Annotated in this window: 14 protein-coding genes and 1 pseudogene; 10 read left to right on the top strand and 5 right to left on the bottom strand. The window is 34.1% G+C overall.

Annotation, left to right across the window (positions count from 1 at the left end; genetic code table 11):
- Positions 1-487: 487 nt before the first annotated feature.
- Positions 488-2,305 (bottom strand): PAS domain S-box protein, encoded by a 1,818-nt coding sequence (locus FJ213_06655; protein ID MBM4175837.1) that lies wholly within the window; start codon positions 2,303-2,305, stop codon positions 488-490.
- A gap of 393 nt (positions 2,306-2,698) precedes the next feature.
- Between FJ213_06655 and FJ213_06650 the strand changes: the two genes are divergently transcribed.
- The 7 genes and pseudogenes from FJ213_06650 (at position 2,699) to FJ213_06620 (ending at position 12,659) form a co-directional block, all read left to right on the top strand.
- On the top strand, positions 2,699-3,691 hold the full coding sequence (locus FJ213_06650) for a phosphoribosylformylglycinamidine cyclo-ligase (GenBank protein MBM4175836.1): 993 nt from the start codon (positions 2,699-2,701) through the stop codon (positions 3,689-3,691).
- On the top strand, positions 3,688-4,659 hold the full coding sequence (locus tag FJ213_06645; GenBank protein MBM4175835.1) for a hypothetical protein: 972 nt from the start codon (positions 3,688-3,690) through the stop codon (positions 4,657-4,659). Before FJ213_06650 ends, FJ213_06645 begins: the two co-directional genes overlap by 4 nt.
- A 20-nt stretch (positions 4,660-4,679) precedes the next feature.
- Positions 4,680-7,241: a tetratricopeptide repeat protein gene (locus tag FJ213_06640; protein MBM4175834.1), complete on the top strand. Its 2,562-nt coding sequence runs from the start codon at positions 4,680-4,682 to the stop codon at positions 7,239-7,241.
- Between the two features lie 23 nt (positions 7,242-7,264).
- Positions 7,265-7,780 carry a hypothetical protein gene (locus FJ213_06635; protein ID MBM4175833.1) on the top strand — a complete coding sequence of 172 codons (516 nt, stop codon included), beginning with the start codon at positions 7,265-7,267 and terminating at the stop codon, positions 7,778-7,780.
- A gap of 1 nt (position 7,781) precedes the next feature.
- Positions 7,782-9,968 carry a TonB-dependent receptor gene (locus tag FJ213_06630; protein MBM4175832.1) on the top strand — a complete coding sequence of 729 codons (2,187 nt, stop codon included), beginning with the start codon at positions 7,782-7,784 and terminating at the stop codon, positions 9,966-9,968.
- A gap of 168 nt (positions 9,969-10,136) precedes the next feature.
- Positions 10,137-11,264: pseudogene (locus tag FJ213_06625) on the top strand (ATP-binding protein).
- 36 nt (positions 11,265-11,300) lie between these two features.
- The gene (locus tag FJ213_06620) at positions 11,301-12,659 is read left to right on the top strand and encodes a YchF/TatD family DNA exonuclease (GenBank protein MBM4175831.1); all 1,359 of its coding nucleotides are present in this window, start codon (positions 11,301-11,303) and stop codon (positions 12,657-12,659) included.
- A 61-nt stretch (positions 12,660-12,720) separates the two neighbouring features.
- On the opposite strand, the gene FJ213_06615 is transcribed toward FJ213_06620, so the two are convergent.
- Genes FJ213_06615 through FJ213_06605 form a run of 3 tightly spaced genes read right to left on the bottom strand, consistent with a single transcriptional unit; the run spans position 12,721 to position 16,710 of the window.
- Positions 12,721-14,754 carry a tetratricopeptide repeat protein gene (locus FJ213_06615; protein MBM4175830.1) on the bottom strand — a complete coding sequence of 678 codons (2,034 nt, stop codon included), beginning with the start codon at positions 14,752-14,754 and terminating at the stop codon, positions 12,721-12,723.
- Between the two features lie 13 nt (positions 14,755-14,767).
- A complete protein-coding gene (locus FJ213_06610; GenBank protein MBM4175829.1) occupies positions 14,768-15,589 on the bottom strand; it encodes a class I SAM-dependent methyltransferase in 822 nt (273 codons plus the stop codon).
- A complete protein-coding gene (locus tag FJ213_06605; GenBank protein ID MBM4175828.1) occupies positions 15,589-16,710 on the bottom strand; it encodes a glycosyltransferase family 9 protein in 1,122 nt (373 codons plus the stop codon). Before FJ213_06605 ends, FJ213_06610 begins: the two co-directional genes overlap by 1 nt.
- A gap of 173 nt (positions 16,711-16,883) precedes the next feature.
- On the opposite strand from FJ213_06605, the gene FJ213_06600 reads away from it, so the two are divergent.
- The 3 genes from FJ213_06600 to FJ213_06590 all read left to right on the top strand — a co-directional run bounded on the left by FJ213_06600 (position 16,884) and on the right by FJ213_06590 (position 19,866).
- Complete coding sequence (locus FJ213_06600; GenBank protein ID MBM4175827.1) at positions 16,884-18,539, top strand: amidase; 1,656 nt, start codon at positions 16,884-16,886, stop codon at positions 18,537-18,539.
- Between the two features lie 187 nt (positions 18,540-18,726).
- Complete coding sequence (locus FJ213_06595) at positions 18,727-18,930, top strand: hypothetical protein (protein MBM4175826.1); 204 nt, start codon at positions 18,727-18,729, stop codon at positions 18,928-18,930.
- The gene (locus FJ213_06590) at positions 18,931-19,866 is read left to right on the top strand and encodes a serine protease (GenBank protein ID MBM4175825.1); all 936 of its coding nucleotides are present in this window, start codon (positions 18,931-18,933) and stop codon (positions 19,864-19,866) included.
- Between the two features lie 237 nt (positions 19,867-20,103).
- Here FJ213_06590 and FJ213_06585 read toward each other — a convergent pair.
- On the bottom strand, positions 20,104-20,387 hold a 284-nt coding region (locus tag FJ213_06585), incomplete at its 5' end, for a hypothetical protein (GenBank protein ID MBM4175824.1).

The raw sequence follows: 20,387 nt of genomic DNA, 5'->3' as shown, positions 1-20,387 counted from the left end.
TGCAGTTCCGGGATAAAGGGCTGGGAAAGCCCTCAAAGTCAATTAATCGAGGTGCGAAATAAATGAACTGCAGGCCAATCAATGAGATTGGCTGCAGTTCCCGGATAATAGAATATCTCCCCCGAGGGTATTCTAATATCAATGCATTCAGGAGAGCACAAACTCGTGCAGGAGGAGTAGTTACTTAGTATTTTTTGGTGAGGGGAGTGAAGGATTTGTAGGAAGAAATAATGAGTGAAAGTTCTCTCTTTAACCAGGTCTCCAAGTCCCAGTTCAAATAATGTTTCTATTTCATATCTATCAATTTTCATTTTATGTTAAGTTTTTACTTAGAAAATTCAACTAGTGTGCCATTGAAAAAACATTAAATTTTGGATAATAACTATATGTCACTTTTTCAAAATGAGACTTTGCTCTAATATGAGATGATCACTTTGAGAATTGTTTAAAAAATCAGATTGAAAAAAAATAGAAAAGAAATTGAGGATTAGTTTATGAGCGAGATGATATCAGAAATATTGCTATGAGATGGAATGATTTTTTGAATTGGCAGAATCTCCATGAGCGATGTAAAGTCGTCATTAACATTTTCTGCAAGACCAATCAGTGGTGTCTGTGAACTTAATAGGTGATTAAATACTTTCAAAAGAAAAACAATTTGAAAATTTCTTATCACATCTAGATTAATAAATGCAAGATGGACATTAAATTCCTCTGAATATTTACTTGCTTCGAAAATATCCGATGTGACAAACACATAACTTTCAGGTAAGAGCGAGTTGGCGAATTTCTTTAATTCACCTGTGGAATTATGATCATCGAAATACAAAATATTGGTTTTGGGTTTCAGAAATTCCAGCTTAACTGTAGTTCCTTCATTCGAAGATGAATTGACTAAAAGCTGTCCATGGTTGCTTGTCATTATATCATAACATAACTTCAATCCAAGTCCGGTCCCTTTTTCTCCAGCAGTTCCAGTTCTCGAATGATTTTCTTTTGAAACGAATAAATTTTTCAAATATCTTTCAGAAATACCAATTCCAAAATCTTGAATTTTAAGCTTAATAAATTCATCATCATCCTCAGCTAAAATGATGATTTTACCATTTTTGTGAGAGAATTTGATAGCATTAGAGATTAAATTCGAAATGACTACTTTGGAATAATTCTTATCGAAAAAAAGATGGATGTGTTTATCAATGTTTACTTCAAATTCGATTTTCTTTTGGAATGCCTGTCCTTTGTAGCTCATTAAGACTTTATCAATTATTTTTCTAAGAGAAAGATATCTCGGCGAGAACTCGAGTAAACCTGATTCAACTTTTGACCAATCGAGCAAATCATTTATGAGTTCCACTTGCCGTTTTGAAGATTCATAAAGGAATCGTAGATAATCAGATTTTTCAGTCTCCTCTAATTCAATATCGTTTGATAATAATTCGATGAATCCAAGCATAGTATTAAAAGGAGATTTAAGATCATGCGAAACGATTGATAAAAGTCGATTTTTATCTTCGTTAAGTTTTTTAAGTCGGTTTTCTCCGGCTTTGAGTTCGGTAATATCTTCACCGGTTCCAATTAATTTAGAAATATCATCTTGTGAATGATAAAAAGGTGTAAGAGTGAAAAGGAAGTTTTTCGGATTTGAATTGTCATTTAATTCAAACTCAAACCTGATTTCCTTCCCCTCGCGCATGCACGTGTTTGAATTATGAATTATCGCTCTGATAATTTCGTCATCAAAATTTTTAAGCGGTACTGATGTCAACTCAATTGGACTGTATCTTAATAGTTTTCTAAACTGACGATTCACGTTTTCAAAATAAAATTCTTTACCCCTCAAATCGATAAAAAACATCAGATTCGATGAAAGATTAAAAATCCGCTTGAATTTATTTTCTTTCTCAATGACTTCTGTAATGTCTTTGATTATTCCATCAACTCGAATTAAGGAATCATTTTCATCTATCACTGGCACAAAAATATCTTTAATCCATTTCATTTCACCGGTCTTGGTTCGGATTCGATAATTTGTTTCCACTACAACTTTTTCTTCATTGATTTGAAGCATAGCGGATTTGCGTTTATTAACATCTTCATCAACGAGAATTGACTTCCAAAGTGAATTATTATTATAAAATTCGGTTGAGGAATATCCCAAGAGCTTTTCGCAAGAAGGACTTATAAAAATCAGCCTATTCTCAATTGGTGAATAAGACCAAATTACATCCGGAAGAGATTTTAAGATGCTAATTAGAGGAGTTGTTTCTACCGGTGCGTAGATATTTTTTTCAGCAGATTCCAATATTTCTATATTTCTCAGAGTTTTTCTAAGTACATTATCGGTGATTGAAACAATTTAGTTTAGTCAGTATTTACAAATTTTTTGCTGATTTTCTGGGCACAAAATCCGACAAAAATTAACAAATTTTTTTTCATTACAAGTGTTACTTTGAAATAAATTTTTAGTCTATTGTTAAAGAGCATGAAGTATCCTATGAAATTTGAGGGACACCTTAACTCAACTGTTGCACTTGTGCTGATTTAAGGTTGGTAACGACTGAAAAAAGTCTCCTTTTGTTTATGTTTTTTAATAATCGGCTGCCACTGAAAGGGCAGCCTTTTTTGTATCAAATCTTTCCACTAATAGTTTGAAAAAATTTCTCATTTAATTAATTTGAATCTACTCTGAAAAACTATGAAAGCATACGAAAAATCTGGCGTAAATATTCAAAAAGCTGAAGAGCTTGTTAGTAAAATTAAAATTCATGCTAAGTCAACTTTTACCTCGAATGTTTTATCCGAAATCGGACACTTTGGCGGTTTCTTCGATGCACGCTTTGAGGAATACAATGAACCTGTTCTTATTTCGAGTGTTGATGGAGTTGGGACTAAATTAAAGATTGCAATTAATGCAAACCGTCACGATACGATTGGACAAGATTTAGTAAATCACTGTGTAGATGATATTTTATGTGCAGGTGCTAAACCTCTTTTCTTTCTCGATTATCTCGCATTTGGAAAGCTGAATCTTGAAGTTGCCGAGCAAATTATTAATGGATTTTCAACCGCATGCAGAGAAAATGGATGTGCACTAATCGGTGGAGAAACTGCAGAGATGCCAGGACTTTATGCTGAAAATGAATATGACATTTCTGGTACAATTGTGGGAGTTGTAGAAAAGAAAAAAATTATTGACGGTAAAAGAATTCAGCCTGGCGATGTGTTGATCGGACTGAAATCAAATGGACTTCATACAAACGGATATTCGCTCGCTCGAAAAATCCTTTTGGAGAATTTTTCTTTGACTGATTATTTACACGAACTTGATTCGACTTTAGCAAATGAGCTGCTAAAAGTTCACAAATCTTACCTAAACACAATCTTTCCATTACTTGGTGAATTTGATATAAAAGGAATTTCTCATATCACTGGAGGAGGAATTCTTGGAAATACTAAAAGGATTCTGCCAAACGAATTAAAATTAATTATTGATTGGAATAGCTGGGAGAGACCTGCGATCTTCCATCTTATACAAAAAACCGGTAATATCAGCGAAGATGAAATGCGAGAGGTGTTTAATCTTGGAATCGGAATGATTATCATTATCTCAGAGAGTGAAAAAAGTAAATTAGTATCAGAATTAAATGCAAATGGGGAAGTTCCTGTTTTGATTGGAAGAGTTGAATGAGATTCTTGTTCTACTCGATACTGCTATTCTTTCCTATATCACTTTCAGCACAAATATTATTTACAGCAATTGATCACTCGGAAAACGATATTAGAGCTTGCATGCTTAATGATTCAACTCATGAAATAATTGAAATATCTTTAAATAGATCTTATTTACCAACTTGGATCGGGGATAAGATAGTTTTTAACTTTGGCAATCACATTTGGATGTCGGATAAAAGTACTAAAGATCAACGAATTATTTTTGAAGGACTTAAACCCGTTGTTTCAAAATCGAACTCTTTGATTGCTGGATACTCTAAGCAAGGAATAACGATTGTAGACTCAAGTGGAAAAGTTCTAAAAAAACTTGAAGTTAATTTTTGGGAAAAGGTTACACCGACTTTTTCTTTCGATGAAGAGAGTATTTCTTATTTCGATAAAGATCGTGAAGCATGTTATCTTTTCAACTGGAAGAATGAAACAAATCGTTTATTCGGAAAAAATATTTATCATCCAGTCTGGTCGCCAGATGGAATGCAGATTTTGTTTAACACTGGAAAAATGGATGCAAATTTTCGTGTTGCAGTTGTCGACTCTTCATGGAAAGAAGGGACTCCAGTTAATTATATAACAAGCATTAATGAGAACGCCGTAGTTCCGATCTGGTCACCGAAGCAAAACTATATTGCATACATGATACTTCATTCCAAGAATTCAAATGTTGAATCTGATCTTATTAGCAGTAACATTATTTTATACGATATCAAAACAAAGGTAAAAACGATTATTGCTGAGGATGCTGGTTTTACGGAAGGAGCTTATCCGCAATTCTGTTTTGATGGTGAGGAAAAATATCTTTATTACACTTCAGTTAATTCTCTCGGAAATGGTGCGCTTGTAAAAATCGAGTTGAAAAACAATTTCCAAAAAAAAATTCTGACACACGACAAAAATTTTGATTGCAGACTTCCTGCTTGTAAGTAACATTTATTAATATTACGTAAATGCCTTTAAGAACATTCATAACTTCGAGAATTACTTTAAGTAAAATCCTTTTTTTGATATTCCTTGCTCTAGTGATTGTTTCATGCTCCAAATCAACAGAAGAGTTGAAACAAGAATCTGAGAAACTTTTCAGTCAAGCATCGGATTTGTACAGCAGAGGATATTTTCAACAGTCTGAAAAATATTTTCATAGATTACTTGAAATCGATCTTGAACTTAAGAATTCCCAAAGAATACCAAACATTTATATTTATATAGGATTAATTAAATTCAATCGGGGCGATTTCGAGGGGGCTAAAAAATATTACACTTCAGCAGAGATTGAATTCCGAAAACAATTTAATAAAAAAGGAGAATCTCTCGCATTAAATAATCTTGCCGGTGTACAAGCAACTCTTGGAATGTATGATTCTTCTGAAATTACGTATAAAAAAGTTTTGTCGCTGAGTTTACTTTCGGCAGATAAAGAAGCAGAGGCAATCGCGCATGTAAATCTGGCATCGCTATATAAAGAAATTTATAAAACAAGCGAAGCGTTGAAACAATATCAAAAGGCATTTGAATCTTATACTGTTTTAGATGACTATCGAGGTAAAGTTTATGTGGCAAACAGAATTGGTGAGCTTCATCTTCATTCAGGTAATCAGTTGGCAGCACTCGAATCATTTGAATTTGCAATTGGGCTTAATGCCAAGGTAAACTCGGATTATTTATCATCTTCGATTTTCAACAATATTGGATTAGCATATTTTCACCAAAAGAAATTTTTACTTGCATTTGAATCATTCAAAACAGCAATTGAAAAAAATAGATCTGCTGAGAGGGACGAATATCTCGAAATCATTTTGCAAATTAATCTTGGTGATGCAGCATTTGAATTAAACCAGTATTCGAAAGCAAGAGAATATTATATCTCTGCATTAACTGTAGCTGAGCTAAGCTATTATAAATATTTAGCACCGTATGTTCAATTGAAAGTTGGAAAATGCGATCAGAAGCTGAGTGAACTATTTAATGATGGCAGTTCAAATTCATCCGCAGAGATGTACTTTAACTACGCGCTTGAACGCTTCACGGAATCTAAAAATATCGAGGGGCAAAAATCTGCAATATCACGGCTCTTGAATCTATATCAGAATATTGGAACGTCCGAAAAAATATTTGCGTTGTTAAAATTATATAATGAGTTAAATCCATACGCTCCTTGGAGATTTAAAGAGTGGTCGTATCACATAGCGAAAAATTTTGAAAACGATAATTCAATAGACATTATTAAAGCGTTCTTCATGAAAAAAGATTTGAATGCAGCTTATAAAACTTTATCGATCGAAAAATTATCACAGTTAAGGCGATGGTTCATGAAATTTAATGACTTCTCGTTTCTCAATAAGGAAGAATCGGGTATTGTTATCTCACTGAAAAACGAACTGCACAGAATTGAAAACTATCATGAACTGTTAATTAAAGAATTATCACTTCCCACTGCTCAACGAGACGATAATAAAATAGAGCTTCTGGAAGATGAAATTGATAATTCAGATGAGAAAATAAATGAACTTAAAAATGAGCTTAAATCGAAAAATGGAAAAAAATATTCGTTACTTTTAGATCTTACGTACAATCCTCTGGAAGCTACTTCGTCCATAGATTCAAAAAAAATATACATTGAAATTGTGCCAACTGAAAAAGAGCTTATGATATTCTTAATCTCAAAATTTGGAATTGAAATGAGTAAACAAAATATTACTAGAGATGATTTCGAGTTTCTTTCAGCAGATTTATCTCGAAACTTTCAGGCATATTCTATCCAAGAATTTAAAAAAATTTCCGGAAGACTTTTCAGTGCTGTATTTGGAAATATCAAGAAAAAAATTTCCGGCTACAAAAACGTTAACTTCATTCTGAATGATTATTCTTCTAACTTTTATCCGCATTTGTTGTATTCTACGGATGATGAAAAATATTTTTGCCGAATGGTCAACGTAAGCTATAGCGCTGGACTATTTTCAGATGAAAAAAATAATTCAAGCGGCTCAGTTGTGTTCAGCAGCGAAATAAATTTAACTAAGCATAATGACGAGTTGAAATCCCTAAATTCTGCAGAGCTTGATTACCAGCAATTTAACAAAAGCTCATTAGAACCTGATAAAGTTAAGAACGTATTTGTTTTTGCGAGTCTGATCTTGAATTCAAATAATCCAAATTCTAGTTACATCGAATTAAATCCGGATACAATTATTGATATTGAGGGACAATTATCCCTCAGTAAATTTATGAGTATAGGATCTGAAAACAGTTATATTTCTGATAATTATTCAGATGAATTATTGGGTGTGAGAAATTTCTTTTCTTTGTACAATTTATTGAAAGGAAAGAGTGTGATTTTCCCCCTCATAAAAAAAGAGAAAGAATCTTCCAAATTCTTTTTGTATAATTATGCCAGAGGGTTGAAGAATAATGAGAGAGAGGAAGCTTTTTATAGCACAATAAAACTTATGATGGAAAATCCAAAATATTCTCATCAACGATTTTGGGGAAATTATTTCTTCATGAGTAATTGAATAACATGCGATAGATTTTTTTATTGAATTCTAAAATTAAATATTTCTCGCTGCTAATCGTTTCTATTCTTGTTGGTTTAAGTACTTTATCTTGTGAACATGGCATTGAACCGAGAGTTGAGCCACCGAGAACGGGCTTTTCTGGAACAATCAAATTCATAAATGATTGGCCTAAAGATGTTTATCGAACACATATTGTTGTCTTTAAAGACACAATTAAAATTCCAGCCGACTTCAATATTCTAAATATCGGATTTGTTAGCGATACGATCCCAATGAATCTGAAAAATTATAATTACGAATCAGATCAAAATCCGGCCTTTGCAATCAGTCCGGGTGTATTTAAATACATTTGCATCGCTCAATCAACCGTCCCGCATGTTTCGTTAGATAGAAAAGATTGGCGAGTTGCAGGAATTTATTTTACTCCATATGATTCAACAAAGTATGGACAAATAGAAATCAAAGAAGGAATATTTTTGACAAACATTAACATAACTGTAGATTTCAAGAATCCACCTATACAACCGCCGAAATAAAATGAAAATCAAAAGCTGTAAAATATATTTCACCCTTTTTGTTTTATTACTATTATTTCAAAATGTTTTGGCGCAAAAATTTGGACAGCTAACCGGAGAAGTCACAGAAGAAAACGGCACTCCACTCATCGGTGCGAATGTTCGAGTAGAAAAAACCTTGTTGGGTTCCGCAACTACAGCAAAAGGCACTTTTCGAATAACAAAAGTTCCGGTTGGTGTGGTAACAGTCAGAATTTCGATGATTGGATTTGAAACCAAGTTTGTTGAAAATATTTCTATTAATCTTAATGAAGAAACGAAGATTGATGTACAACTCAAACCAACACCAATTGAAACAAGTGAAATAGTTGTTACTGCAGGTAAATATGAACAAAAGATTTCTGAAATTCCTGTAAGTCTCAATCTCATCAACTCGCACGAACTTAGCCGAAAAAATATTTATGAGTTTGATGATGCGCTGCGATATGTCCCCGGAGTTAATGTAACTTATGATCAAGTTAGTATTCGTGGTTCTAATGGTTACAGCAGGGGAGCTGGTTCGAGAGTGATGATTTTATTCGACGGAATTCCATTATTCAGTGGAGACACTGGCGAAATTATCTTTCAGATTATTCCTATTCATGAAATTGAAAGAGTTGAGATTGTTAAAGGATCTGGTTCGGCGCTTTATGGCTCTAGTGCAATGGGCGGAGTGATAAATATCATTTCAAAAGAAACTAGCGGTAATCCGATCTATTATTTTAAAACTTATGCGGGAGTTTACGACAAACCATTTTACGATCAATGGAATTGGTCTGAAAGGACAAGAATGTTCAATGGCTTAATATTATCGCATTCACGACGTATTAGTGATCTCGGACTGAGTCTTTCCTTTTTCAGATATGAGAACGATTCCTACAGGCAGAATAATTTTACCAAGCGATACAGTCTTTTCTTAAAATCAAAATACAATATATCAACATCCGAAAATCTCTCGTTCCTACTAAATATGATTTCCTACAACAGCGGTAATTATGTTTTTTGGCGGGATTCGAGAAATGCACTCATACCTCCGGTAGATGATATCGGACAAACTGTAGATGCGTTTAGATTCAATACTCATTTGATACATCAAAAAGCATTCGCTGATGATTTTTTACTAAGCAGCAAGCTATCACTCTTTCATAACGATTGGCGAGATAACACAGAGTCTTTCAATCAATCAAAAAGCGATATGATTCGAAGTGAAATTCAAGCGAATTATTTGCTCAGTGAGAATAATACACTTACTGCAGGAATCGAGGCAAATATTTCGCGCGTGAAATCAAATATTTTCAGTGAACCGATTGCTTATGGAGCGGCGCTCTTTGCTCAAGACGAATTTAAACTATTCAAGGATTTTAAAACTACAATTGGCGGAAGATTTGATTTTCAAAAAGTTGATACACTTGTTTCGGAATATCACTTCAATCCCAAACTTGGTTTTAATTATTCAGTCAACGAAGACCTATTTTTTAGGGCTTCTGTTGGACGTGGTTACAGAGCACCAAGTGCAGCTGAACTTTTTACGACAACGAGTGTTGCTGGAATAAATGTTGTTCCAAATCCAAAGTTGAAATCTGAAACAAGCTGGTCGTTTGAGTGCGGTGGAAATTTTACTCTAGCAAATTTAGTTAAGTTAGATGCCGCAATTTTTCAAAGTGAATATTATGATTTGATTGAACCTGGATTTGATTACAAAGGTGAAATCATCTTTGATAATATCACGCGAGCAAGAATTCAGGGAGCTGAAACACAACTCAGCGTGAATTTATTTAATAATTTTTGGGATGTAAATATTGGATACACTTATTTATGGGCACGCGATCTGAAAGAGAAAAGCTTTTTAAAATACAGACCTCGTCATTTAATGTACCTCAACTCAATTTGGAAAGTTGATTTTGTCGAGCTTGGAATTGATTTTCGATACTGGAATCGAATCGAAAATATTGATCAAGAGTTTGTTCAACTGAACATTATCAAAGATGGAGATTTAAGAGAAAAAGTTTTCGTAACAGATCTGCATTTAACTTTCGATTTAATTCATTTAGGTATTCCTGTCCGGACTTATTTCAGCGTTAATAATTTGTTTAATTACAATTATGTAGAATTGATAGGCAACGTTGCACCGATTAGACATTTTGTTCTTACTCTAGAGGGAATTCTGTAATTTTCATCTCAGTTTTAAACAACAATTGAAGCTAATTATGAAGTATTTAGTTCGTTTTCAATATTTACTTGTTACTAGTGGACAATTTTGCATTCGGATTGCAAATTTGTCCAGTTACTTATATATTTGGTTGTGATTAATAGAGAAATAACAACTAAAGCACATCAACTTGCTGATAAGTTTCCTATTCTTGCTGTAATTGGACCGAGACAATCAGGTAAAACAACATTCGTGAAATCTGCTTTCGCAGGAATGGATTATGTGAATCTCGAGGAACCTGATGTTAGATTATTTGCTCAAAAAGATCCACGTTCCTTTCTAGCTTCACATTCACATGGATTGATAATAGACGAAGCTCAAAGAGTTCCAGAGATATTTTCATACATTCAAGCTTTCTCTGATTCTTCTAAGAAATCGGGGCAGTATATTTTAACAGGATCACAGAATTTTTTACTGCATGAAAATATTTCGCAGACATTAGCCGGGAGAGTTTCTATTTTGAATCTGCTTCCATTTAGCTTTCGTGAATTATCTATTGTCGGTTCAGAGAAAGATTTTTCGGAATACATTTATCGAGGATTTTATCCGCCAATCTATGATAGAAAAATTGAACCAACCGATTGGTACCCAAATTATATTCGAACCTATGTGGAGCGAGATGTCCGGCAATTAAAAAACGTAACCGATTTGAATTCGTTTACACTTTTCGTGAAACTTTGTGCTGGAAGAATTGGACAACTTTTGAATATTTCATCGCTTGCTGCTGATTCCGGAATTGCGGTGAACACCGCAAAATCCTGGATTTCTATTTTGGAATCAAGCTTTGTTATCTATCGTCTTCAACCTCATCATCAAAATTTTAACAAACGTCTGGTTAAGATGCCCAAGATTTATTTTTATGATACTGGATTAGCCTGCTCATTATTAGGAATAACAAACTCAAACCAGGTCAAAGTGCATTATCAATTTGGTTCGCTGTTTGAAAATCTAATAATAACTGAATTATTAAAATTCCGTTTAAATAGAGGGTTGAGCAGTAATATTTATTTTTGGAGAGATAAACTTGGAAGAGAGATTGATTGTTTAATAGATGACGGACTCGGTAAAATAATAATTGAGATCAAAGGAGGTATGACAATTACAGATGATTATTTAAAAGGGCTCAATCACTATCAAGAGCTATCAGGAAAAAGAAAGCTTAAATCTTATGTTATTTATGGTGGTGATAAATCGTATTCATTTTTGTCGCATGAAATGATTCCATGGTATGCTGCAAATGAGATCTTTGCGAATTAACTCATACTTTTTTCTCAAAAATATAAATTAATAAGTATGGTCGATACACACTGTCATTTATTCTTTGATGAACTTTATTTTAAGATCGATGAAGTTATCGATAATGCAATAGCAAATGGAGTAAATTATTTAATTTGCCCCGCAACCAATCTTGAAACGGCGAAACAGTCTATCGAAATTGCTGAGCGTTTCGAAAACGTTTATGCTGCTGTTGGTATTCATCCTCATGATACTTCAGATTTTGATGACAATAAGCTTATTGAAATTGAAAAATTACTTCAGCATCCGAAAGTTGTTGCAGTTGGAGAAATTGGACTCGATTATTACTACGATTATTCTCCAAAAGATAAACAGCATTTTGCGTTCCGCGAACAAATTAAGTTGGCAAAGGATCACGATCTGCCAATAATTATTCACAATCGAGATTCAAGTGAAGATTTGATGAAAATTTTTGAATCCGAGGTTGATGGAAAGTTGATCGGACAGTTCCACTGTTTCGATGGCGATCTTGATATGGCAAGAAGAATAGTTGAACTTCGGTCGTTTATTTCTTTTACGGGAAACATTACTTACCCCAAGAATGAAGAATTAAGGAAGCTGATAAAGCGAATTGAACTTGAGAATCTTTTGCTTGAAACAGATTCGCCATTTATGTCTCCGGTGCCGTTCAGAGGCAAACGAAATTCACCTGCGAATTTAAAATATATTGCAGAGAAAATTGCCGAAGTCCATGAATTAAGAATTGAAGATGTAATTCAATCAACAAATTACAGTGCATTTAAAGTTTTTGGTATTGGAACTAAACCCGAAGTTGCATTCACTTATCAAATCGGAGAAGCTTTATACATCAATATTACAAATAGATGTAATGCTGATTGTGTTTTCTGCGATAGGAAAGGGGAAGCAATCGTGAACGGCTATAATCTGAAAATGCCAAAAGATTTGGAACCTCCGGCTGAAGTTTACTTTAAGGAAATTGGCGATCCAAAAAGATTTTCCGAAATCGTTTTTTGTGGATTCGGTGAACCGACAATCCGATTGGATGTCGTTAAACAAGTTGCAAGATATGTGAAGGACAATGGAGGAAGAACAAGATTAAACACAGACGGACATGGAAATGTTATAAATAAGAGGAATATTATTCCGGAACTCGTCGGTTTAATCGATTCAATTTCAATTAGCTTAAATTCATTCGAGCCGAAGCAATACGCACAATTGATGAATATCGATGAATCAATGTTTTATGAAATGATCAATTTCACCAAAGAAGCCAAAAAAAATATTCCAGAAATTGTGATGACAATTGTTGGACTGAACGAAGTCGATGAAAAGAATGCAAAACATTTTGTTGAAAAAGAACTTGGTGTTAAGTTCAAATCAAGAGAATATTTTTAGTCAAAATAATTTCATCACCACAGAGAACACAAAAAACACAGAGAAAAAATCGGCGTTGAGGTTAGCGATTTTCCAGCAGTTCGGTTAATTTTTGCCGTAAAGGAAAAGCTGCAGTCGGATTCTTCTCGATATCTTCAAGAATAATTACCATCAATTGCATTGCTGGTGCATAATTGGGATTAAGCTCAAGACAGTTTGTTGCATACTTTTTCGCATTGTCAAAATCACCCCTGTTAAATGAGACTTTTCCTAACCCATAAAGTCCATCCGCGGATTCGGGAAAAAGCTCAAGCGTTCTTCGAAATTCTCGTTCAGCACTGTTATTATCACGAAGCATTTCGTATGAACTTCCCAATAAAAAATGAGTCCGAGATGATTTAGGATCAAGTAATACAGATTTGCTTAGTACTTGAACAGCGTTTTTAGGTTGGTTGTTTTGCAAGTGATAAACTGCCTGCTCATTTAAATATGAAACCTCTTTAGGATGAAAATGTAATTTTTCCGGTTCGAATTTAAAAACTTCGAAGTATTCAAATTCGTCGATCGGGACGTAAACTGGTTTTTGATTTACTGCTTCGAACCAATTTCTTATTGATGCAAAATATGAAACGTTATTTTCCGAAAAATACTTTCGCATGTAATCTGTGAAATTCTTTTCATTTAAATGAGAAATAACTTCAGGATTTACTAATCCAACCATATCAACAATTTTTCTCTCAGAATAGAAAGCAAGCGCTCCGATATCGTGAGTTGCAATTACAGCATCTTTTGGAGTGTTATTTTTCAGCCAGTTGGCAATCGCAACGTGACGAACATTGTGGTAATTCCAAACTTCACTTGTCTCATCCATTTTTTTGAAATTTTCATCCAAGCTGAAAATAATTGTTATACCGATAAACAAAGCGAACAATAGATTCAATCCAAAACTTTGATCAGACTTTGATCGTTGTTGAATAAATTCAAGAATAATTGCAAAGGTATAGAGCGACGTTAATATCATCATCGGGATTACAGGCATCAAATATCTTCCAAAACGGTGAGCGAAGGGGAGCTTTAAATAGTAAATGACGATTAATCCGATTGTGAATAATACAAAAATTAAAATCGGATTGTAGCTTCTTTTAAACATACTTACTGATAAATTTATGATACTAATACAGAAAGTCACCCCTATCAAAACTAATTCCCCCTTGGAAAAATATTCCAGCACATCACGTTGGAGAAAGCTTTCTCGATTTGATCCGAAGTAATACTCAATTTTTGCTGCATATGAATTTGGAAGCAAAGAGCCCGAAAGCAAAAAATTAAAAATGAAGTAAAGTGCGACTAATCCAAGTCCAATTGCTAACAATTTAGCTAACTGCTCTTTGTTGAACATCGGAGTTGAAAATTCATCGTTCTTGCTTCTAGAAGCGACAAAAAATTTATAAAAATAATCGATAGTTAAAGCAATCCATAGAATTAATCCTTCCGGCCTTGCCCAAACACTTAATCCTAAAAATATTCCAGTAAGAATAGAATTATTCTTCTTGTAAAAATAAATCGTGGAAACTAAGAAAAATATGAACATCGTTGTTTCCATTCCGGAGACTGAAATCAAATTTAATTTTGGCTGAATTGCGATCATCACTGTTGCAGCTATTGCCAAAATCGTCTTTGATGGAAAATCGATATAGACTATTCTGTATGTGAAAAAAACAGTCAGTGCTAAAAATGAGATACCAATAAAGTAACTTAATATGAATTCATTTTTAATTATAAGATAGAATAAAGCTAAGATTAAAGTGTAAAGCGGTGAAGTTGAACCGGATGTGATGACATCACTCTTGAAATATGAATATGCACCATATTCAATCAAATTTTTCGCAAATGTTAAATGTATCCATGGATCATCCAAAGTAAATCCATACGAATTGTTCTGACTATATGATTGGATAACATACCACATCCCGATTATAATACTCAGCAGCACCGCTCCTATCACGAAAAAAATGTTTTGCTTCTTATTCAGCGACTTCGATAAATAGAGTGCTGGCTTCTCTTTTTTCGATATTTCTTTTTGCTTAGCGTGTTTCTTTTGAAATTTTTTGCTCATACGATTTAAAACATTAACTTTTCGATGGTTTCACTGCTGAGATGATGATGCCTGTCCCAATATTAATATTGCTTTTGAAATCCAGATACATCATCAATAGAGTGAATGGAAAAGTCACTAAATAATAAATTGGTAAAAGTAAAATTAGAAGTTTTGAAAGATTTGCTAACATAATAGGGATTTTAATTCCAAGCCTCCAAGCCTTATCTCCCCAGAAACCATAGGTATAATCCAACTTCCTCATTTTGAATCCGACTGATTCAAGCTTCTGTGTAAAATCCTCTTTTGAATAACCATCCCGAAAATGTTCACCGATAAAACTCTCTTCATCGTGGGCATGAACATCGCTTCCACCGAACAAGGATGGAGTATTTATTATAACAATCCCGTCCGGCTTTAAAGCGGTATAAAAGTTTTGAAATACTTTTACATCTTCCTCAATATGCTCCATCACATCGATGCAGATAATAAGATCAAATTTGTCGGTGTGGTTTATCTTTGTGAGGTCTTCAATGCCGAAAGAGACGTTTTGAAAATTGTGATTTTCAAAAAATTTTTTGCAATCTGATATGTAATCATCTTTGACGTCGATTGCGTAAATATTAGCGTTGGGAATTTTTTTTGTAATGTAATAAGAATACTGTCCAAAGCCGGTTCCGGCATCATAAACTGAAAAATCAGAAGTCTTAATTTCTTCCACTGCGAGCAGTATCTCTCTTCGAACATACCAAGAACGAAGGAACATTATATCTAAAATTTTATAGAATAATTTTCTTAAGATGGGACTCTTTCTTATGAAAGAAGCAAAAACATTTTTGACCGGATCGTAATGCATCAAGAATTAAGAAGAGATTTTTGAATTTCGTTAAAAACTCTTAAGTGTGAAATACTGCTCATGCAGTTTGGATTGAAATCGCATGTCATTTTATAACAGCCAAGGCAGTCGAGCTCTGAAGTAACTTTGATGATCCTGCCGTATGTTTCAATCTCGGCAGAGGAAGTCGGTCCGAAAAGCAAAACAACTTTTTTATTTAACGCAGTTGCTGCGTGCATTGCCAATGTATCGCCAGTAACAAGCAAGTCGCAAAGATTTAGAAGAGAAAAAAATTGTCGCAGAGAATTATCAGTGCCGGTATTTATAACGCGATTGTAATCAATCAAGCTCAATCTCAAGTTTCTTTCTTTCTCATAATGTCCGCCGTAAAGAAAAACGTAAAAATCTGTTTCATCTAAAATTTTCTTAATTAGATTTTCGAATCCATGATAAGTCCATTGCTTGTACTGCCATCTTGGGCTTGCACCCGTGTTCATTCCGATTATCTTTTTATTGTTGGCGATCTTAATTTTATTTCTAAAATTTTTCGCGAAATCTAATTCATCCTCAGTAAGTTTTAGAATAATCTCAAATTCCTTTGGATTTATTTTAGCTATCTTTTGAATAATTGACTGATAAGTTTTTGTGTTTTTCTTCTTAACATCGTCAAAAGCTCCCATCTCAAACCACTCGATTGCTTCATGATTAAGTGCAACTACTTTTCCTTTTTCATCAAGTCCGAAGCCAAGTTTTTCATAACCCTGGGCTTTAGTGCAAATAGCAGAACTAATAGGAGAAGGATCTAAATTTAAAACAACATTATAATTTTCAGCAGCTAAAAAATAATTTGTATCGAATGATTCGAGTGCAAGCAATTTGTCAACAAAAGGATTATTTACAAATAGCGGTAGTGCGTTGCTTCGCGTTAACCAAGTAATTTCGGAATTTGGGTTGTTTTCTTTCAGCCCCTCAAGAATTGAAGTCGTTCTTAAAACGTCACCGATTGCATCGAGCTTTATTATTAAAATTTTAAACTCAACAGGTTCATAATGTGGACAAGTATCGCATTTCACACCTTCAGATTTGTGAAATGAACAAGGCCTATCGCCTGGAAAATGTTTGCAGTCGTATTTTAATATCATGTTTCAATCAAATTTTCGCAACGAAGTTACTAATTTTTTTTCAGAGATTGAATTTATTATCTATGTACTGCGAACTAAATTTAACTTGGTTTCTTTCTCAACCAATTCAAAATCAATTTTGATAAAAAGAGATGAATAATTTATGTTTGACTAACAACTTGAAAGGAATTGTAATGAAATCGATAAGAGTAAATCCAATTGTATTCATAATGCTTTTGATTCTTACCCTGATCACTGGTTTTTTTATAAATGAAAGTAACGAGATAACTCTATCAACAATTGAGCAAGCAGAAAAACTTTTTGGTTTGAAATTTACTGAAGCAAAAAGAGATTCAATGCTCGACGAGTTGAACGATAATTTGAAAAGTTTTCAGAAGCTTCGTGAGATTAAATTGAATAACAGTGTTATGCCCTCTTTATTGTTTAATCCAATCCCACAAAATTTTTCTTTCGAAACGAAAAAAATTCCATTCAAGGTTGAACCGGTAAAAATAACTAGACCTAAAAATCTGGAGGATGCAGCATTCTATTCGATTCTTGAATTAGCTTACTTGTTGAAAAACCGCCTCGTAACATCCTTAGAACTTACCGAGATGTATCTTAATAGATTGAAAAGAATTGGACGAAAGCTTGAGTGTGTAGTCACGCTGACTGAGGAATTAGCAATCAAGCAAGCAAAGCGTGCAGATGAAGAAATTGCATCAGGAAAATATAGAGGTCTCCTACACGGAATTCCTTACGGGATAAAAGATTTGTTCTCAACAAAAAAGTACAAAACAACTTGGGGTGCACTGCCATACAAAGAACAATTAATTGACGAAGATGCTGAGGTTGTTAAAAGATTAGAAAAAGCAGGTGCAGTGCTTGTTGCAAAATTAAGTATGGGAGAGTTAGCTTGGGGAGAAACCTGGTTTGGTGGTTACACTCGCAACCCGTGGAATTTGGAACAGGGTTCAAGCGGTTCATCGGCTGGTTCTGCTTCTGCCACTGCTGCTGGATTAGTTCCATTTGCAATCGGCTCGGAAACTTGGGGCTCGATAATTTCTCCCTCAACACGATGCGGCGTAACTGGATTACGTCCAACTTATGGAAGAGTAAGCAGAGTTGGAGCAATGGCATTAAGCTGGTCGATGGATAAAATCGGTCCAATCTGCAGAAGTGCTGAAGATTGTGTAATCGTTTTCAATGCTATTTATGGAAAGGATGGAGTTGACCCAACACTTTACGATGCGCCTTTCAACTATTCACCGAAAGTAAATTTGAAAAAAATAAAAATAGGATATATCAAAAGTGAATTTGATAAAGAACGACCTCAAAAAGAATCTGACGACGATGTTCTCAAAGTTCTAACATCACTTGGAGCAGAGCTTAAACCAATTGAATTGCCAAATTTACCCGTGAATGATCTCAGTTTTATTTTAAGTACTGAGGCATCAGCAGCATTTGATGAATTAATAAGAAGCGGTCGGGAAGATGAATTAGTGCGTCAGATCAAAAACTCATGGCCAAATGTTTTGCGTGCACATCGTTTTATCCCAGCCGTTGAGTATATCCAAGCAAATAGAATCCGTACACTCTTAATAAACGAAATGCAAAAAATATTTAATGAGATTGACGTTTATGTTGTGCCGACTTTCGGAGGGAGCAGTTTATTGTTGACAAATCTTACTGGTCATCCATCTGTAGTAGTTCCAAATGGATTTAACGAAAAGGGGAGTCCGACAAGCATAAGTTTTGTAGGAAAATTATTTGGAGAAGGAGAACTATTAGCAGTTGCAAAGAAATTTCAAGAGGCGACGGAGTTTCATAAGAGGCGGCCGGAATTGTGAAGGTGGAATTAATTAAAATACATCGGTGTTTAGATGTTTGGTAAATAGTTTATTTCAATTTCGGGTAGTTATTTGCTTAGTAGCATAATCTTTTTCTAATATATATTTGTAATTAGTTAAACGAATTTGTAATTTTAAATCGATAATAAGCTACACTAAAAATCAACAAGTTCAGATGGAGAGTGAAATGAAAAATGAGAATAATCAAAAAGAAATCTTTGAAGTATTTGAAGAACTTGAGAAAAGAGCTAAAGAAATTTACCCAACTATAGATAAGGATATAGAAACATTTAACTCTATGAGGGTTGAACAGGAGAGCTATTTAAATTATCTCTCATTATTAAATGAACAACCACTTCCAAAAGCATCTAATCAAACTTGTATAGAATAAATGCCTACTTGGGGAAAAATATTAGCTGAAATCCAAAAAGAAATAAAGAATAATAATCCCGCCGCTTTTGACACTGTTCGAAATAAATACTTAAAAGAATTAACAGAGAAAACTCATAGAAACACCATCATATATGCAGCTCGTTGGACAACCGGCGATGTTCCGGCAAATATTATATCAATTACTGATGAAGATTTGCAGGCATTTATGGAAGCTATCCACGGTTTAAAAGGTGATAAGTTAGATTTAATATTACATACAGGCGGCGGTTCGGCAGAGGCAACAGATGCTATTGTTACTTATATAAGACAAAAATTTATTGATATTCGGGTTATAATTCCTCAAGCCGCAATGTCTGCAGGAACTATGCTTGCATTAGCTGCAGATGAAATGATAATGGGAAAGCATTCTTTTATAGGACCAATAGACCCTCAATTTATTTTAAACACACCAGTTGGTGTGCAGGCAGTGCCGGCACAGGCAATTATGGAACAATTTAAGAAAGCACAAAAAGATTGCGCTGATAATCCTAAGAATTTAAGTTCTTGGCTGCCAATGTTGAGCCAATATGGACCAGCTTTACTTGTTCAATGCCAGAATCAAATTGACTTTGGCAGAGACTTAGTAAAAACTTGGCTTGGAAATTATATGTTCAAAGGTGAAGATGGAAAGAAGGCTGAAGAAATTTCTGAATTTTTATCTAACCATGGTAATTTTAAAACACACGGTAAACATATAAGTATCAATCAAGCTAAAGCTATAGGATTAAAGATTGTGGACTTGGAAAGGGATCAAGATTTGCAGGAAAAAGTTCTATCTGTTTTTCACGCTACTATGCATACCTTAAATACAACCGCTGTAAAAGTTATTTGTAATCAAAATGGAAATGCTTTCATTAAACAGTTCCAGATACAGTTACCTATAAAACGACCATAAAAAATACTCTCATATCTGAAATTTTTCATCCGTCTTCGCTTATAGCTTCGCCGGACAGGTACTCTTTCTCCGTTAATGCGAAGGCGGGGTCTATTCTACCAATGGGGAATGGGTATTGTGCGATTGATATACAATTAGGACAATTCATGTGCAAATGTTTTATCCGCTAAGTAACCACCATTACGGACATTTATTCGGCAATTAATTGCCAAGAACGCCAAGTAAATGTCAAAAAGATTAATCAACTTTTAGATGTTTACCTTCCTCGGATTCATAAAATGCATTGTGAACATTTAAGTAGTCATAGAAATTATCATAATTTTCAAAATGAAGGTTTTCACTAAACTGGTGTGCTCTCGAAAGCATATCAACATAAGGTGCAGGATCTTTTTGACCTGCCTGTCGGACAGGCAGGTTAGTCAATCTCTTTAATGTAAGCAGATAATCATCTCGATAGACTGTCGGGATAATGATCTTACTTTGATTTTTACTAATGAGTTCAGCATTCATCATTACACGTG

It is taken from the genome of Ignavibacteria bacterium, assembly GCA_016873845.1.
Lineage (GTDB): Bacteria > Bacteroidota > Ignavibacteria > Ch128b > Ch128b > JAHJVF01.
Note: the sequence above shows the minus strand (reverse complement) of the source record. Positions and strands in the feature narration are given on the sequence as shown.

What these genes read in the sequence shown, in the direction of transcription:
- FJ213_06650 (MBM4175836.1), top strand. Translation starts at nt 2,699, where the DNA reads ATGAAAGCATACGAAAAATCTGGCGTAAATATTCAAAAAGCTGAAGAG.
- FJ213_06645 (MBM4175835.1), top strand. Translation starts at nt 3,688, where the DNA reads ATGAGATTCTTGTTCTACTCGATACTGCTATTCTTTCCTATATCACTT.
- FJ213_06640 (MBM4175834.1), top strand. Translation starts at nt 4,680, where the DNA reads ATGCCTTTAAGAACATTCATAACTTCGAGAATTACTTTAAGTAAAATC.
- FJ213_06630 (MBM4175832.1), top strand. Translation starts at nt 7,782, where the DNA reads ATGAAAATCAAAAGCTGTAAAATATATTTCACCCTTTTTGTTTTATTA.
- FJ213_06620 (MBM4175831.1), top strand. Translation starts at nt 11,301, where the DNA reads ATGGTCGATACACACTGTCATTTATTCTTTGATGAACTTTATTTTAAG.
- FJ213_06615 (MBM4175830.1), bottom strand. Translation starts at nt 14,754, where the DNA reads ATGAGCAAAAAATTTCAAAAGAAACACGCTAAGCAAAAAGAAATATCG.
- FJ213_06610 (MBM4175829.1), bottom strand. Translation starts at nt 15,589, where the DNA reads ATGCATTACGATCCGGTCAAAAATGTTTTTGCTTCTTTCATAAGAAAG.
- FJ213_06605 (MBM4175828.1), bottom strand. Translation starts at nt 16,710, where the DNA reads ATGATATTAAAATACGACTGCAAACATTTTCCAGGCGATAGGCCTTGT.
- FJ213_06600 (MBM4175827.1), top strand. Translation starts at nt 16,884, where the DNA reads ATGAAATCGATAAGAGTAAATCCAATTGTATTCATAATGCTTTTGATT.
- FJ213_06595 (MBM4175826.1), top strand. Translation starts at nt 18,727, where the DNA reads ATGAAAAATGAGAATAATCAAAAAGAAATCTTTGAAGTATTTGAAGAA.
- FJ213_06590 (MBM4175825.1), top strand. Translation starts at nt 18,931, where the DNA reads ATGCCTACTTGGGGAAAAATATTAGCTGAAATCCAAAAAGAAATAAAG.